Here is a 14,261-nt window from a genome sequence, read left to right as displayed (position 1 = left end):
AACCGCCCATATCCGGCGCGAGCAGGTTAGCGCTCCCCTCCCTGCGGCAGGAGTGATATATGCATATTTCGGGGGTAGAGACCGTTTTCCCCGATCACCGCTACGAGCAGGCGGAGATCACCGAAGCGTTCTCCCGTCTGACGGACTGCGACGAGGAGTTGCTGCGGCGCTTCCACGCGGCCACCGGCGTCGTGGGCCGCAACCTCGCACTCCCGCTGGACGGCTACACCAAGCTCGACTCCTTCGCCCGCGCCAACGCCATTTACGTCGAGATCGCCCTCGACCTGGGCGAGCAGGCCGTCCGAGGCGCCCTCGAAAAGGCCGACGTGCCGCCGGGGAAGATCGACCACCTGCTGTTCTGCTCGACCACCGGCCTGGCCACGCCCTCGCTGGACGCCAGGCTCGCCCAGCGCCTCGGGCTGCGCGGCGACGTCAAGCGGGTGCCCGTGTTCGGCCTCGGCTGTGCGGCCGGGGCCTCGGGCCTGTCACGTCTGCACGACTACCTGCGCGGCTGGCCCGACCACGCCGCCGTGCTGGTGTGCGTGGAGCTGTGCTCGCTGACCATCCAGCGCGACGACTCCTCGATCGCCAACATGATCGCCAGCGGCCTGTTCGGGGACGGCGCGGCGGCCGTCGTCGCCACCGGGCGCGGCCGGGGCCCCGAGGTCGTCGCCACCCGCAGCAGGCTCTACCCCGACACCGAGCACCTGATGGGATGGGAGGTGGGCGACCACGGCTTCCACATCGTGCTCGACGCCGACCTCACCCACTTCGTGGACCAGGTGCTGGCCGACGACATCAGGGCCTTCCTGGCCGACTACGGCCTGACCCCCGACCAGGTGCCGACGTGGATCTGCCATCCCGGCGGCCCCAAGGTCATCGACAAGATCGTGCAGAGCCTCGACCTCGACCCCAGGGCGCTGGACGTGACGTGGCGGTCGTTGCGGACGTACGGGAACCTGTCGTCGGTCTCGGTGCTCCACGTGCTCCAGGAGACCCGCGGGCACTCCGGCCGGCCCGCCGTCCTGATGGCCCTGGGGCCCGGCTTCTCCGCCGAGCTGCTCCTGCTCCACTGGTGAGGACGACCGGCCGACGAACGGGCGAAGGCCGATAACGACCGGGCGACGGCCGGTAACGACGGGGCGACGGCGGCCGCCTCCGGGCCCGCGCGACCGTCCGCGCCGCACATCCCCGCCCATCCCATCAATTCTGATCTGTCACAACTGATCACGTGACGATCGCGGTTTGTGCTCGCTTGCGTCTCCGGCCCGGCCGCTGCCACACGGATCTCCGTCATAGGACGCGGAGGTGGTTGCGATGAGATGTCGCCCCTTAGCCATTCGTCCCCTGGCCATCAGCGTCGGGCTCGCCGCGCTTCTCGGACTCGCCGCGTGCGGCGGCTCCGGCGGATCGTCCAGCGGCAGCGCCGCGCGGGCCCCCCTGTCCGACACGCAGCGGCAGCCCGCGCCGAGCGCGCCCCCGGCCGGCACCCAGGAATCCGAGAAGGACACGACCACGGCGCAGATCTCCACCTTCGCCCTGGACGTGGACACCGCCTCGTACGGCTACGCCCGCCGTACGCTCCAGGAAGGCCGCTGGCCCGCGCCCGGCGAGATCCGCCCCGAGGAGTGGGTCAACGCCTTCGGGCAGGACTACCCACAGCCCTCCGACGACGGCTTCGCCGTGCACGTGGACGGCGCGCGGCTGCCCGCCCGCGACGAGGCCGTGCTCCGCGTGGGCCTGCAGACCCGCGCCTCCGACCCGGGCGCGCGCCGTCCGGCCAACCTCACGTTCGTGGTCGACGTGTCCGGCTCGATGGCCGAGACCGGCCGCCTGGACCTGGTCAAGTCGGCCCTGCACAAGCTGCTCGACCAGCTCGCGCCCGGCGACCAGGTGTCGCTCGTGGCCTTCAGCGACGAGGCCGAGGTGCTGGCCTCCATGACGCCGCTCACCGCCAGGAGCCAGCTCCACGCCGCGGTGGACGAGCTGGCCACCGCCGGCGGCACGAACCTGCAGAGCGGCGTCCTGACCGGGTACCGGGAGGCGTCCCAGGCGTTCCGGGCCGCCGCCACGAACCGGGTCGTCCTGCTCTCCGACGGCCTGGCCAACCAGGGCGACACCGAGTGGCGGACCATCGTGGAGCAGGTCAAGGAGTACGCGGGCAAGCAGGTCACGCTGCTCACCGTCGGCGTCGGCCGCGAATACGGCGACGAGCTGATGGAGCAGCTCGCCGACAACGGCGACGGCATGGCCGTCTACGTGGACTCCGAGCAGGAGGCCGAGAAGGTCTTCACCACCCAGCTCCCGGCCACCATCGAGGTGCGCGCCCGCGACGCCAAGGCGCAGGTCGTCTTCAACCCCTCGGTCGTGGAGAGCTACCAGCTCATCGGCTACGAGAACCGCGCGATGTCGGCCGAGGAGTTCCGCGACGACAGCCGCGACGGCGGCGAGATCGGCCCCGGCCACTCGGTCACGGCCCTGTACGCCCTCCACCTCAAGCCGGGCGCGCGTGGACAGCTCGCCCAGGCGACCGTGCGCTGGCTGGACCCCGACACCCGGGCGGCCTCCGAGGCCGGCAAGTCGCTGCGGGCCGACGACCTGAAGCCCTCGATCTGGACCGGCACGCCGATCCGGCTGCAGGTGGACGTGGTCGTCGCGGCCTTCGCGGTCTACCTGCGCGACAGGAAGGCGTTCGGCCTGGACCTGCCGGCGCTGCGCGAGCACGCCGAGCGCCTGTCGGGGAGCTCGGAGGACCCGATGGTCGCCGAGCTGGTCAAGCTGATCGACATGGCCCGCTCGGTCGACTGACCGCCCGCCGGGGTCAGGCAGGGTCGGGGGCCGGCCGGGAGGCGACGAAGCCCTGGTGGGGCGAGCGCGAGACGGGCAGTGTGCCCGCGTAGAGCTCCCCCACCAGCGGCATGGGCTCAGGGTGGCAGAACACCGACGAGCCCGTGCGCAGGATCGCCGGGCTGTTCAGCACCAGCGGCAGCCCGGCCAGCAGGAAGGGCAGCGCGTTCGCGGCCTGCTCGGGGGTGAGCTCCCGGCCGCCGACAATCGGCAGCACCGCCGCCACGCAGCGCGCGCGGAACGCCGCGTCCTTGGCGGCCAGCCGCTCCAGCTCCCGACGGGAGCGCCGGTAGGCGCGGTTGCCGGCCAGCTCGTTCCAGTCGAAGACGGTGGCGTTGGCCGCGCCCATGCCTTCGAGCACCCGGATCACCCGGTTGCGCGTGTTGTTGGCCGCCGACCGCGCCTTGATCAGCGCCGCCCCGGACGGCAGCCCGCGCGCGACCAGCGTGCCGGCCAGCTCGACGCCCGGCACGAGCACGTGCACGCCGGTGAACGTGCGGGTCGCCCACTCCAGCAGGCTGCGGATGGCCCGCAGGGTGAAGAACCCGTTGAACGCGCTGACCTCGACGACGGCATGCTCACGAGCGGCGAGGATCTTCGCGCACCGCGGGGTCAACGGGACGGCCTGCACGCTGGACATGGCACGGAGAGTAGCAAGATTTGACTCAGCGTATGCCTGGTACGCGCATGTGTGTCGCGGGTCCCGGAGTCCGATACACTTGTGACCGCAGCAAGGGGCTATGGCGCAGTTGGTAGCGCGCCTCCATGGCATGGAGGAGGTCTGGGGTTCGAATCCCCATAGCTCCACCCCTCATCCACCCGGGTGTTCGCCCGGGTCACTCTCTCTCCCGCAGCTCGTAGTCCAGGGTGTAGGAGTGCGAGCCGTCCGGGGCGATGGTGATGTTCATCCGTCCCGTGATGCCGGTCAGCTCGCCCACGCCCGAGTCGGGCACGATCGTGATGGTGAGCGACTGCCCGCCGCGGTCGCTCAGCGCCTGGTGCGCCACGACGAAGCCGCCCTTGCGGCCCTCCAGGGTGCCCTCGATGCGTTCCATCGCCACGTACGCGCGCGAGTCCTCCACCGGGGTCGAGGCCACCATCAGATGGACGACGCTCGTCCCGGTCAGGTCGCCGTGGAAGGTCTTGGTCATGCTGACGAGGCCGAGCGCGACGCCGTCGCGGTCGTCGAAGGGCGGCTTGGCGTCCCAGCCGGCGGTGTCGAAGGTTCCCTGTGCGGTCATGGGAGCCATCGTGTCACTCTTACCTGTCAGCTTCCGTCAGGTACCGGCCAGCCGTTCCACGACGGGCGCGAAGGCGTCGACGAACTGGGCGTTCACCGTCACGTACGAGATCCCGAGCCGGTCCCTGCGCCGCCGCAGGACGTCGGCCATCTCGTCGGGGGCGCCGGTGAGCAGGCCGGTGGCCTCGGGGCCGAGCGGGCCGAAGCGGCCGGCCAGCCAGGCGGGCGGCTCGCCGCCGGCGGCCACCAGGTTCATGCCGAGCTCCAGGTCGTGGAAGCGGTCGCCGGCCAGCTCGTACAGCTCGTCCAGCTTGGCGGCGAGCTGGTCCTCGGTGTGCTGCGGCGGCACGCCGAGCGCCACCGTGTCCGCCTTGCGCGCGGCCAGGCCCAGCACGCGGGCGCCCGTCGCGGCGACCAGGATCGGCACGTCCTTGACCGCGTCGATCGTGGCGGCCAGGCGGGCCACGCGCTCGGCCGGGGTGCCGAACGGCACGCCGAGCGCCGCCGCGTCCTGCTCGGCGCCCGGACGGCCGGCGCCCAGCCCGAGCTCGAAGCGTCCGCCGGTGAGCGTGTGCAGGGTGGCGGTCTCCCAGGCGACGGTCTCGGGGGTGCGGTACGGGGCGCTGACCACGTACGTGCCGACGCGCAACGTCGTGGTGACGGCGGCGGCCGCGGCCGCGGCGGCGAACGGCGACAGCGTCCCGAGCGTGTCGGGGACGAGCAGGGTGGAGAAGCCCAGGCTCTCGACCCTGCGGGCCAGCCCGGTCCAGGCCTGCGCGGTGGGGGCGTAACCGGCGACGGCCCCGAATCTGAACGGGTGATCGGTCATGCGCTCCACGATGCCGCGACGGCCCGGCCGGCACATCGTCCGCCGGACCGGTGGCCCGCTACGACGGCGGGCGCACGCCCGGCGCGGCCCGCTACTCCCCCAGCAGTAGCCGGACGAAGTCGTTGGCGAACTTGCCCGCCGGGTCCAGCCGCCCGGCCAGCTCGCGGAAACCGGCGGGGCAGGCGGGGCGGCGGATGAACAGCTTGCCCCAGTGGGGCCGTGGGTCGAAGGGGGCGAGCGTCCGCTCGACCAGATCGATCGCCGGGAGCACGGCGGCGACGTCCCTGATCCAGGTGAAGTGCACGCCGACGCTGTCACGGTCGCGGAACGGGCTGAGCCACAGGTCGTCGGCGGCGATCGTGCGCACCTCCGAGATCTGCAGGGCCGGGCGGACGCGGTCGCCGACGGCGTACAGCGCGCGCAGCGCCGCGACCGCGTGCGCGCGGGGCAGCAGGAACTCCGACTGGAGCTCGTCACCGGCGCCGCTCGGCGGGGCGTCGGGCCGGAAGTGCGGCAGCCGCTCGTGCCAGGGGCCCGGCACGCCGAGCTGCGTGGTGCAGGCGTCGGCGGGCATGCCGGGCAGCGGGTGGCGGGGTTCGGGGGCGGGGCGGGTGCCGTGCCAGGAGCCGGCGGTGAACTCCTCGCGGCGCTTCAGCCAGATCCTGGTGTCGCGCCAGTCGGTGAACAGGCTGACGCTGTGGCCGCCGGCCATGATGTCGTCGAACCCGTCGAGCGCGTCGGGCGTCAGGCCCTCGCGGACGTACTGGCGCAGCTCGAAGGCCGGTACGAGGTCCAGCGTCAGCGTGTGGACGACGCCGAGGGCGCCCAGCGCGACGACCGCGCCGGCGAAGTCGTCGTCCCCGCGGGACAACGACAGCAGCGAGCCGTCGGCGGTGACCAGCTCCAGCCCGGACACGGCGGCGGCCAGGCAGCGGTTGGCGTCGCCGGAGCCGTGCGTGCCGGTCGCGACCGAGCCGGCGACCGAGATGTGCGGCAGCGAGGCCATGTTCTCCAGCGCGAACCCGGCCGCGTGCACCGCCTCGGCCAGCCGCGCGTACGTGGTGCCGGCCGCGACCCGGACCTTGCGCGCCGCGCTGTCGATCTCGATCGTCGCGGGCATGCGGTCGAGCACGACGAGGTCGCCGGTGGTGTCGGCGACGTCGTTGAAGGAATGACCGCTGCCCAGGGCCCGCACCCGGTCGCTCCCGGCCACCAGGCCGCGCAGCTCGTCGAGCGAGGCGGGGTGGTGGACGGCTCGCGCCCGGAAGGCGGTGTTGCCCGCCCAGTTGGTCAACATCACGGCTTCACCCTATTCATCCGGTTTCCCTTGCCGTCTCCCCCGCCCGTCACTACGTTCGGCCCCGTGCTGTATCTGTCCGAGGCCATGGGCCTGGCCACCCTCGTGTTGTGGCTCTACTGCCTCTTCGACGTGATCACCACGCCGGACGCGGTCTGCAGGAACCTGCCCAAGATCGTATGGGTGCTGGTGGTCCTGCTGTTCCCGCTGGTCGGCTCGGTCATCTGGCTCGTGGCCGGCCGTCCCGAACGTGCCCCGCAGGCGACCTCGCGGCCGAGCGCGTTCCCCGAGTACGACCGCCCGGGGCGGTTCGCCGCCACCGACCCCGACGACGACGCGGAGTTCCTGCGCCGCTGCCGCGAACGTGCCGAGGAGCAGCGCAGGAACGCCCCGAAGAAGCCGCCGGAGGACTAGAAGCCCTGGGCGAGCCGGTAGTACGCCTGGTTCCAGCGCAGCTCCTTGGTGAACTGCGCCGTCGTGGTGTCCTTGTCGATCACCAGCAGCTCCACGCCGAGCATGTCGGCCAGGTCCGCCAGCTCCTCGCGCCCGACGGCCGTGGACAGCACGGTGTGGTGCGGCGCGCCGGCGGTCAGCCACGACTCGGTCGAGGTGCGCAGGTTCGGCCGCGGCGACCAGACGGCGCGGGCCACGGGCAGCTTCGGCAGCGGCTGCGGCGGCGCGACGACGTCGATCTCGTTGGCCACCAGGCGGAACCTGTCGCCCATGTCGGCCAGGCCGACGACGATGCCGGGGCCGGGCGCGGCGTCGAACACCAGCCGCACCGGGTCCTCCCGCCCGCCGATGCTCAGCGGGTGGATCTCGCACGACGGCGTCCCGGCGGCGATGGACGGGCAGACCTCCAGCATGTGCGCGCCGAGGATGAGCTCGTTGCCGGGCGTCAGGTCGTAGGTGTAGTCCTCCATGAACGACGTGCCGCCCGGCTTCATGGCCTTGAGGGTGCGCAGCAGGACCGAGGTCTTCCAGTCGCCCTCGCCGCCGAAGCCGTAGCCGTCGGCCATCAGGCGCTGCACGGCCAGGCCGGGGAGCTGGCGCAGGCCGCCGAGGTCCTCGAAGTTCGTGGTGAAGGCGCGGAAGCCGCCGCGCTCCAGGAAGCCGCGCAGGCCGAGCTCTATCCTGGCGGCGTACCGCAGGGACTCGTGGCGCTCGCCGAGCAGTTCGGGGGCCACCCGGTACAGCTCGGCGTACTCCTTGACCAGTGCCGACACGTCGGCGTCGGAGGCCGCGTCCACGGCCTCGACCAGCTCGTTGACGCCGTAGGTGTTGACCGAGACGCCGAAGCGCAGCTGCGCCTCGACCTTGTCGCCCTCGGTCACGGCCACGTCGCGCATGTTGTCGCCGAAGCGGGCCAGCCGCAGCGCCCGCACCTCGGCCACGCCCCTGGCCGCGCGCGCCCACGCCTCGACGCGCGCGCCGACGGCCGGGTCGCTGACGTGCCCGGCGACGGTCTTGCGCGGCACGCCGAGCCGGGTCTGCACGAACCCGAACTCGCGGTCGCCGTGCGCGGCCTGGTTGAGGTTCATGAAGTCCATGTCGATGGAGCTCCACGGCAGCTCGACGTCGGCCTGCGTGTGCAGGTGCAGCAGCGGCTTGCGCAGCGCGTCGAGACCGGCGATCCACATCTTGGCCGGGGAGAAGGTGTGCATCCAGGCGATGACGCCGGCGCACTCGTCGTCCGCGTTGGCCTCCAGCATGACGCGCCTGATCGCGGCGGCGTCGGTCAGCACGGGCCGCCACTGCACGGGCACGGGAAGCTGCTCGGCGATGCGCCGCGACTGCTCGGCCACCTGGCTCAGCGTGTCCTCGCCGTACAGTCCCTGGCTGCCGGTCAGAAACCAGATGTTCAACGCGGGCTCCTCTGTCCGTAGACGTTCTGATAACGGTCGTACAGGCGGTCGATGTGGGCCGGGCCGATGGGCAGCGGCGTGCCGAGCTGCCTGGACACGTGGACGGTGCGGGCCACGTCCTCGCACATCACGGCGGCCTTGACGGCGGCCTTGGGGTCCTTGCCGATGGTGAAGACGCCGTGGTTCTGCATGAGGACGGCCGGCGAGCGGTGGCCCTTGAGCGTCTCCACGACGCCCTGGCCGATGGAGTCGTCCCCGATCAGCGCGAACGGGCCGACCGGGATCTCGCCGCCGAACTCGTCGGCCATGGCCGTCAGCACGCACGGGATGGGCTCGCCGCGGGCCGCCCACGCCGAGGCGTAGGTCGAGTGGGTGTGCACGACGCCGCCGACCTCGGGCATCTCGCGGTAGACGTAGGCGTGCGCGGCGGTGTCGCTGGAGGGCGCGTGGGCCCCCTCGACGAGGTTGCCGTCGAGGTCGCAGACGACCATGTTCTCCGGGGTCAGCTCGTCGTAGGAGACCCCGGACGGCTTGATGACGAACAGGTCCTCGCCCGGGACCCGGCCCGAGACGTTGCCCGCGGTCCAGACGACCAGGCCGTAGTGCACCAGCTCGGCGTGCAGCCCGGCGACGGTCGCTCTCATTTCCTCGTGGTTCACTTGGCGGCCTCGTTCCTGATCGCGCGGAGGGTGTGCAGCATGCGCCCGTCCCCGAAGTGGTCGTGCAGGTCGCGGTACTGGGCGTACAGGCGGTCGTAGGCGTCGGCGCGGGCCTCGTCCGGCACGTACGCCGCCCGCGTGCGCTTGCCCATGGCGGCGGCGGCCTCCTCGATGCCCGGGTAGGCGCCGGCGGCGACGGCCGCGTGCACGGCCGAGCCGAGCGCGGGGCCCTGGTCGGAGCCGATGACCGACAGCGGGCGGCGCAGCACGTCGGCGTAGACCTGCATGAGGAAGCGGTTCTTCAGCAGCCCGCCGGCGACCACGAACTCCTCGACCGGCACGCCGGACTTCTCGAACGTCTCGACGATCATGCGGGCGCCGTACGCGGTGGACTCGATGAGCGCGCGGTAGACGTCCTCGGGCCTGGTGGCGAGGGTCTGGCCGACGATCACGCCGGACAGGTCGTGGTCCACGAGCACCGAGCGGTTGCCGCCGAACCAGTCGAGCGCGACCAGCCCGTGCGCGCCGACAGCCTGGCGCTCGGCCAGCTCGGTCAGGCGCTCGTGGCCGTCGGTGCCGAAGGTGTCGACGTACCAGGCGAAGATGTCGCCGACGGCGGACTGGCCGGCCTCGTAGCCCCACAGGCCGGGCACGATGCCGTCCCGGACGACACCGCACATCCCGGGCACCTCGGCCAGCCGGTCGCTGGGCATGATGTGGCAGGTGGAGGTGCCCATGATGGCCACCATCTGGCCGGGGCGCACGGCGTCCGCGGCGGCGGCGGTGACGTGGGCGTCCACGTTGCCGACGGCCACGGCGATGCCCTCGGGCAGGCCGGTCCATCCGGCCGCCCGCGCCGTCAGCACGCCGGCCAGGCCGCCGAGGGGAGCCAGGGTGACGCCGCCGACGTCGTCGCCGACCACCCCGGTCGCCAGTTTGCCGGCGAAGCCGGAGAAGCCCGGGTTGAGCGCGGCGAGGAAGTCCTCGGAGGGGTAGCTCCCGTCCTGGAAGACGCCCTTGTAGCCGGCGGTGCAGATGTTGCGGCTCTCGACGCCGGACAGCTGCCAGACGATCCAGTCGGCCGCCTCGATCCAGCGCTCGGCCCTGGCGTACACCTCGGGGGCCTCCTCCAGGACCTGCAGGGCCTTGGCGAACTCCCACTCCGAGGAGATCTTGCCGCCGTAGCGCGGCAGCCAGCTCTCGCCCCGCCGCGCGGCCAGCTCGTTGATGCGGTCGGCGTGCGGCTGGGCGGCGTGGTGCTTCCACAACTTCGGCCAGGCGTGCGGCTGCTCGGGCGTCTCGAAGCACAGGGGCGTGCCGTCGGCCGTGGTCGGCAGGACGGTGCAGGCGGTGAAGTCGGTGCCGATGCCGATCACGTCCTCGGCGGCGACCCCGGCGGCGGCCAGGGCCCCGGGCACGGCCACGCGCAGCACGTCCAGCCAGTCGCGCGGCGACTGCAGCGCCCAGTCGGGGCCGAGCCGCACGCCGGTGCCGGGGAGCGTGTGCTCGATGACGCGCTCGGCGTACTCGTGGACGGCGCTGCCCAGCTCCGCGCCGTCGGACACGCGGACGACGACCGCGCGCCCCGACAGCGTGCCGAAGTCCACTCCGACCACGAACTTGTTAGCGTTCACATTGCACTCCAGAGAGTTGTCTGTTCGCCTGCCGGCTATCGGGCCGGCGCGGTGCTGGACCTGACGACGAAGCTGGGACGCACCACCATGCGCTCGTACGCCGCCGGCCCGGCGTCGATCTGCCGCAGCAGCACCTCGATGCAGTGGCGGCCCACCACGTCGAAGTCCTGCCGGACCGTGGTGAGCGGCGGCGAGAAGAACTCGGACTCGGGGATGTCGTCGAAGCCCACGACGCTGATCCGCCCGGGGACGGGCACCCCGGCCTCGCTGAGCGCGCGCAGCACGCCCAGCGCCATCTGGTCGTTGGCGGCGAACACCGCGGTGACCCCGTCCATCCCGGCCAGGCGCCGGCCGGCCGCGTACCCGGCGCGCGGGCTCCAGTCGCCGGGCAGCGGCTCGGGCACCGGCCGGCCGGCGGCCTCCAGCGTCGAGCGCCAGCCCTCGACGCGCCCCTCGGTCTCCAGCCAGTCGGACGGTCCCGCGACGTGCCAGACCGTCTCGTGGCCCAGGTCGAGCAGGTGCTGGGTGGCGAGCCTGGCGCCCTCGACCTGGTCGATGCAGACCGCGGAGACGTCGGCGCCGTGCGCGCCCTCGACCACGACCGCGGGCACCCCGGCCGGCAGGCTCTCCAGGGCGGAGGCGGCCGAGCGCTGCGGCGCGACCACCACCACCCCGTCCACGCTCTGCTCGGCCAGGTAGTCGAGCGCGTCGCGGACGCTGGCCGCGTCGATCGACTTCAGGCTCACGATGCTGACGAAGTAACCCGCGGTCCTGGCCGCCTGCTCGATGCCGTAGACCATGCTGGCCGGGCCGTACAGGGTGGTGTCGAAGCTCACCACCCCGAGGGTGCGCGACCGCTTGGTGACCAGCGCGCGGGCGACCAGGTTGCGCCGGTAGCCCAGCCGGACGATCGCCTCCTCCACCCGGGCACGGGTGTCGGCCCGGACGTTCGGGTGGTCGTTGAGCACCCGTGAGACCGTCTGGTGCGACACGCCGGCCTCCTTGGCCACGTCGGCCATGACCGGCGGACGCGGCCTGGGGCTCGGTACCACGGGTTCTCCTTTCGCGGGGCTTGCCGGGCCTGCGGTGGTCAGCGGGAGGCGCCGGCGCGCCGCTTGGTCCACACGTCGAACGCGACGGCGGCCAGCAGCACGGCGCCCTTGACGAGCATCACCCGCTCACTGGGCGAGCCGATGAGCGACATGCCGTTGTTGATGACAGCCATGATCAGACCGCCGGTGATCGCGCCGACGACCTTGCCCACGCCGCCCTGGACGGCCGCGCCGCCGATGAAGGCCGCCGCGATGGCGTCCAGCTCGAAGCTGTTGCCCGCGGTCGGGCCCGCCTGGTTGAGCCGGCCGGCGAAGATGATGCCGGCGACGGAGGCCAGCACGCCCATGTTGACGAAGATCCAGAAGACCACCGACTTGACCTTGACGCCGGACATGACCGCCGCCTGGAGGTTGCCGCCGATGGCGTAGATCTGCCGGCCGAAGACCGTGCGGTTGGCCATCAGCGAGTACGCCAGCACCAGCGCGGCCAGCAGCACCAGCACCCACGGCAGGTTCTTGAAGCGGGCGAGCTGCACGACCAGGAACAGGATCAGCGCGGCGCCGGCCGCCATCTTCAGCGCGAACACGGCCATCGGCTCGACCGACTGGCCGTAACCCCTGCGGGCGTTGCGGGTGCGCCACTGCGCGGCGACCATGCCGCCGATCGCGACCAGGCCGATGAGCAGGCTGAACAGGTCGGCGCCGCCCAGCGGGCCGAGGCCCACGTTGCCCAGGTAGCCGTCGGTGAAGCCGTTGGCCAGCGTACGGACCTGGTCGGGGAACGGGCCGATGCCCTGGTTGCCGAGCACCGTCATGGTGAGCGCGCGGAACAGCAGCATGCCGGCCAGCGTGACGATGAAGGCCGGGATGCCGAAGTAGGCGATCCAGTAGCCCTGCCAGGCCCCGATCAGCGCGCCGGCGGCGACCGTGATCAGCAGGGCCAGCGGCCACGGCAGGCCCATGTTCACCATGAGCACGGCGGCCAGCGCTCCGGTGACCGCCACCACCGAGCCGACCGACAGGTCGATGTGCCCGGCGATGATGACCAGGATCATCCCGATCGCCAGGATCAGGACGTAGGAGTTCTGGACGATGATGTTGGAGATGTTCTGCGGCTGGAGCAACGCGCCGTCGGTGAGCACCGAGAACAGCACGATGATCAGCGCGAAGGCGATGTAGATGCCGCTCGAACGCAGGTTCAGCGACATGCCGCCCAGCGACACCCGGCCGGGCCGCCGCGGCGCTCCCCCGTCGCCTCCCGCGCCGACCTGCACGTCGGCGGGCGTGATGCTGCTCATCGGAGCTACTCCTGTCCCTTGGTCATGAGATGCATGAGGCTTTCCTGGGTGGCCTCCCGGCGGGGGACCTCGCCGGTGACGCGACCTTCGGAGAGCGTGTAGATGCGGTCGCACAGGCCGAGCAGCTCAGGCAACTCACTGGAGATCACCAGCACGGCCTTGCCCTGGTCGGCGAGGCGGTTGATGATCGTGTAGATCTCGTACTTGGCGCCGACGTCGATGCCGCGGGTGGGCTCGTCGAGGATGAGCACGTCAGGCTGCGTCAGGATCCACTTGGAGAGCACGACCTTCTGCTGGTTGCCGCCGCTCAGCTTGCCGACGACGCTGTTGACGCTGGGCGCCTTGATGTTCATGCTCCGGTGGAACTCCTCGGCGACCTTGTACTCCTCGTTCTCGTTCACCCAGCCGCGCCGGGCCAGGCCCTTGAGCCCGGCGGCGCTGATGTTGCGCTTGATGTCCTCGATGAGGTTGAGGCCGTACCGCTTGCGGTCCTCGGTGGCGTAGGCCAGGCCGTGGCGGATCGCGTCCTGCACGTTGCGGATCTCGATCGGCTTGCCGTCCTTGAAGACCTTGCCGGAGATGTGCACGCCGTAGGTGCGGCCGAACAGGCTCATCGCCAGCTCGGTGCGCCCGGCGCCCATCAGGCCGGCCAGGCCGACGATCTCGCCCCTGCGCAGGGTGAGCGAGGCGCCGTCCACGACCTTGCGGCCGGGCTGGCTCGGGCTGTGCACCGTCCAGTCCTCGATCCGCAGGACCTCCTCGCCGATCGTCGACTCGTGCGGCGGGAAGCGGTTGTCCAGCGCGCGGCCGACCATGCCGGAGATGATCCGGTCCTCGGTGACGTGGTCGGTGGCCATGTCCAGGGTCTCGATCGTGCGGCCGTCGCGGATGATCGTGACGGAGTCGGCGATCGCGGTCACCTCGTTGAGCTTGTGCGAGATGATCACGCAGGTGATGCCCTCGTCCCGCAGGCCGCGCAGCAGGTCGAGCAGGTGGGCCGAGTCGTCGTCGTTGAGGGCGGCGGTCGGCTCGTCGAGGATGAGCAGCTTCACCTCCTTCGACAGCGCCTTGGCGATCTCGACGAGCTGCTGCTTGCCGACGCCGAGGTCGGAGACCGTGGTGGTGGGGTTCTCCTGGAGGCCGACGCGGCGCATCAGCTCGGCGGCCTCGTAGTTGGTGCGGTTCCAGTCGATGAAGCCGCGCCTGGCGCGCTCGTTGCCGAGGAAGATGTTCTCCGCGATCGACAGTTGCGGGCTGAGCGCCAGCTCCTGGTGGATGATGACGATCCCGGCGTGCTCGCTGTCGCGGATGCCGGCGAACTCGCAGCGCGCGCCCTCGAAGGTGATCTCGCCCTCGTAGTCGCCGTGCGGGTAGACCCCGGACAGCACCTTCATCAGCGTCGACTTGCCGGCGCCGTTCTCGCCGCAGATGGCGTGGATCTCGCCGCGCCGGACGGCCAGGTTGACGTCCTGCAGCGCCTTGACACCGGGGAACGTCTTGGTGATCCCGCTCATCCGCAAGATGTGCTCGGTCATATGCC

At 71.8% G+C, this 14,261-nt stretch carries 13 protein-coding genes and 1 tRNA gene; 4 read left to right on the top strand and 10 right to left on the bottom strand.

What is annotated here, in order from left to right; translation table 11 throughout:
* The first annotated feature begins 59 nt into the window (after positions 1–59).
* Positions 60–1,079 carry a type III polyketide synthase gene (locus ACFYYW_RS27675; RefSeq protein WP_387652664.1) on the top strand — a complete coding sequence of 340 codons (1,020 nt, stop codon included), beginning with the start codon at positions 60–62 and terminating at the stop codon, positions 1,077–1,079.
* A 238-nt stretch (positions 1,080–1,317) separates the two neighbouring features.
* Positions 1,318–2,808: a von Willebrand factor type A domain-containing protein gene (locus tag ACFYYW_RS27670; protein WP_387652662.1), complete on the top strand. Its 1,491-nt coding sequence runs from the start codon at positions 1,318–1,320 to the stop codon at positions 2,806–2,808.
* Positions 2,809–2,821: 13 nt separating this feature from the next.
* Here the strand turns inward: ACFYYW_RS27670 and ACFYYW_RS27665 are convergent, their stop codons facing one another.
* Positions 2,822–3,487 carry a tRNA-dependent cyclodipeptide synthase gene (locus ACFYYW_RS27665; protein WP_387652660.1) on the bottom strand — a complete coding sequence of 222 codons (666 nt, stop codon included), beginning with the start codon at positions 3,485–3,487 and terminating at the stop codon, positions 2,822–2,824.
* 94 nt (positions 3,488–3,581) lie between these two features.
* On the opposite strand from ACFYYW_RS27665, the gene ACFYYW_RS27660 reads away from it, so the two are divergent.
* Positions 3,582–3,654, top strand: a tRNA-Ala gene (locus tag ACFYYW_RS27660).
* Positions 3,655–3,683: 29 nt separating this feature from the next.
* On the opposite strand, the gene ACFYYW_RS27655 is transcribed toward ACFYYW_RS27660, so the two are convergent.
* The 3 genes from ACFYYW_RS27655 to ACFYYW_RS27645 all read right to left on the bottom strand — a co-directional run bounded on the left by ACFYYW_RS27655 (position 3,684) and on the right by ACFYYW_RS27645 (position 6,213).
* Positions 3,684–4,088: a DUF3224 domain-containing protein gene (locus tag ACFYYW_RS27655; RefSeq protein ID WP_387652658.1), complete on the bottom strand. Its 405-nt coding sequence runs from the start codon at positions 4,086–4,088 to the stop codon at positions 3,684–3,686.
* A gap of 36 nt (positions 4,089–4,124) precedes the next feature.
* Positions 4,125–4,916: an LLM class flavin-dependent oxidoreductase gene (locus ACFYYW_RS27650; RefSeq protein ID WP_387652656.1), complete on the bottom strand. Its 792-nt coding sequence runs from the start codon at positions 4,914–4,916 to the stop codon at positions 4,125–4,127.
* A gap of 91 nt (positions 4,917–5,007) precedes the next feature.
* Positions 5,008–6,213 (bottom strand): FAD-binding protein, encoded by a 1,206-nt coding sequence (locus tag ACFYYW_RS27645; protein ID WP_364415712.1) that lies wholly within the window; start codon positions 6,211–6,213, stop codon positions 5,008–5,010.
* Positions 6,214–6,279: 66 nt separating this feature from the next.
* Between ACFYYW_RS27645 and ACFYYW_RS27640 the strand changes: the two genes are divergently transcribed.
* Complete coding sequence (locus tag ACFYYW_RS27640; protein WP_352324637.1) at positions 6,280–6,627, top strand: PLDc N-terminal domain-containing protein; 348 nt, start codon at positions 6,280–6,282, stop codon at positions 6,625–6,627.
* On the opposite strand, the gene araA is transcribed toward ACFYYW_RS27640, so the two are convergent.
* The 6 genes from araA to mmsA form a co-directional block, all read right to left on the bottom strand.
* The gene (araA, locus tag ACFYYW_RS27635; RefSeq protein ID WP_387652653.1) at positions 6,624–8,078 is read right to left on the bottom strand and encodes an L-arabinose isomerase; all 1,455 of its coding nucleotides are present in this window, start codon (positions 8,076–8,078) and stop codon (positions 6,624–6,626) included. The two genes, ACFYYW_RS27640 and araA, sit on opposite strands and share 4 nt — an antisense overlap.
* Positions 8,075–8,722, bottom strand: coding sequence for an L-ribulose-5-phosphate 4-epimerase (locus ACFYYW_RS27630; protein ID WP_352324635.1), 648 nt, complete (start codon positions 8,720–8,722; stop codon positions 8,075–8,077). Before ACFYYW_RS27630 ends, araA begins: the two co-directional genes overlap by 4 nt.
* 11 nt (positions 8,723–8,733) lie before the next feature.
* Positions 8,734–10,353 carry a ribulokinase gene (araB, locus tag ACFYYW_RS27625; RefSeq protein ID WP_387653121.1) on the bottom strand — a complete coding sequence of 540 codons (1,620 nt, stop codon included), beginning with the start codon at positions 10,351–10,353 and terminating at the stop codon, positions 8,734–8,736.
* A gap of 53 nt (positions 10,354–10,406) precedes the next feature.
* The gene (locus ACFYYW_RS27620; protein ID WP_364393262.1) at positions 10,407–11,390 is read right to left on the bottom strand and encodes a LacI family DNA-binding transcriptional regulator; all 984 of its coding nucleotides are present in this window, start codon (positions 11,388–11,390) and stop codon (positions 10,407–10,409) included.
* Between the two features lie 71 nt (positions 11,391–11,461).
* Entirely contained in the window at positions 11,462–12,721 is a 1,260-nt protein-coding gene (gene mmsB, locus ACFYYW_RS27615; RefSeq protein ID WP_352326445.1) for a multiple monosaccharide ABC transporter permease, read from the bottom strand.
* A gap of 5 nt (positions 12,722–12,726) precedes the next feature.
* The gene (gene mmsA / locus ACFYYW_RS27610) at positions 12,727–14,256 is read right to left on the bottom strand and encodes a multiple monosaccharide ABC transporter ATP-binding protein (protein WP_352326443.1); all 1,530 of its coding nucleotides are present in this window, start codon (positions 14,254–14,256) and stop codon (positions 12,727–12,729) included.
* Between the last annotated feature and the right edge of the window lie 5 nt (positions 14,257–14,261).

This window comes from Nonomuraea sp. NPDC001831 (genome assembly GCF_042892035.1).
In the GTDB taxonomy this organism is placed as follows: Bacteria; Actinomycetota; Actinomycetes; order Streptosporangiales; family Streptosporangiaceae; genus Nonomuraea.
This window is presented reverse-complemented; position numbering and strand designations above follow the sequence as displayed.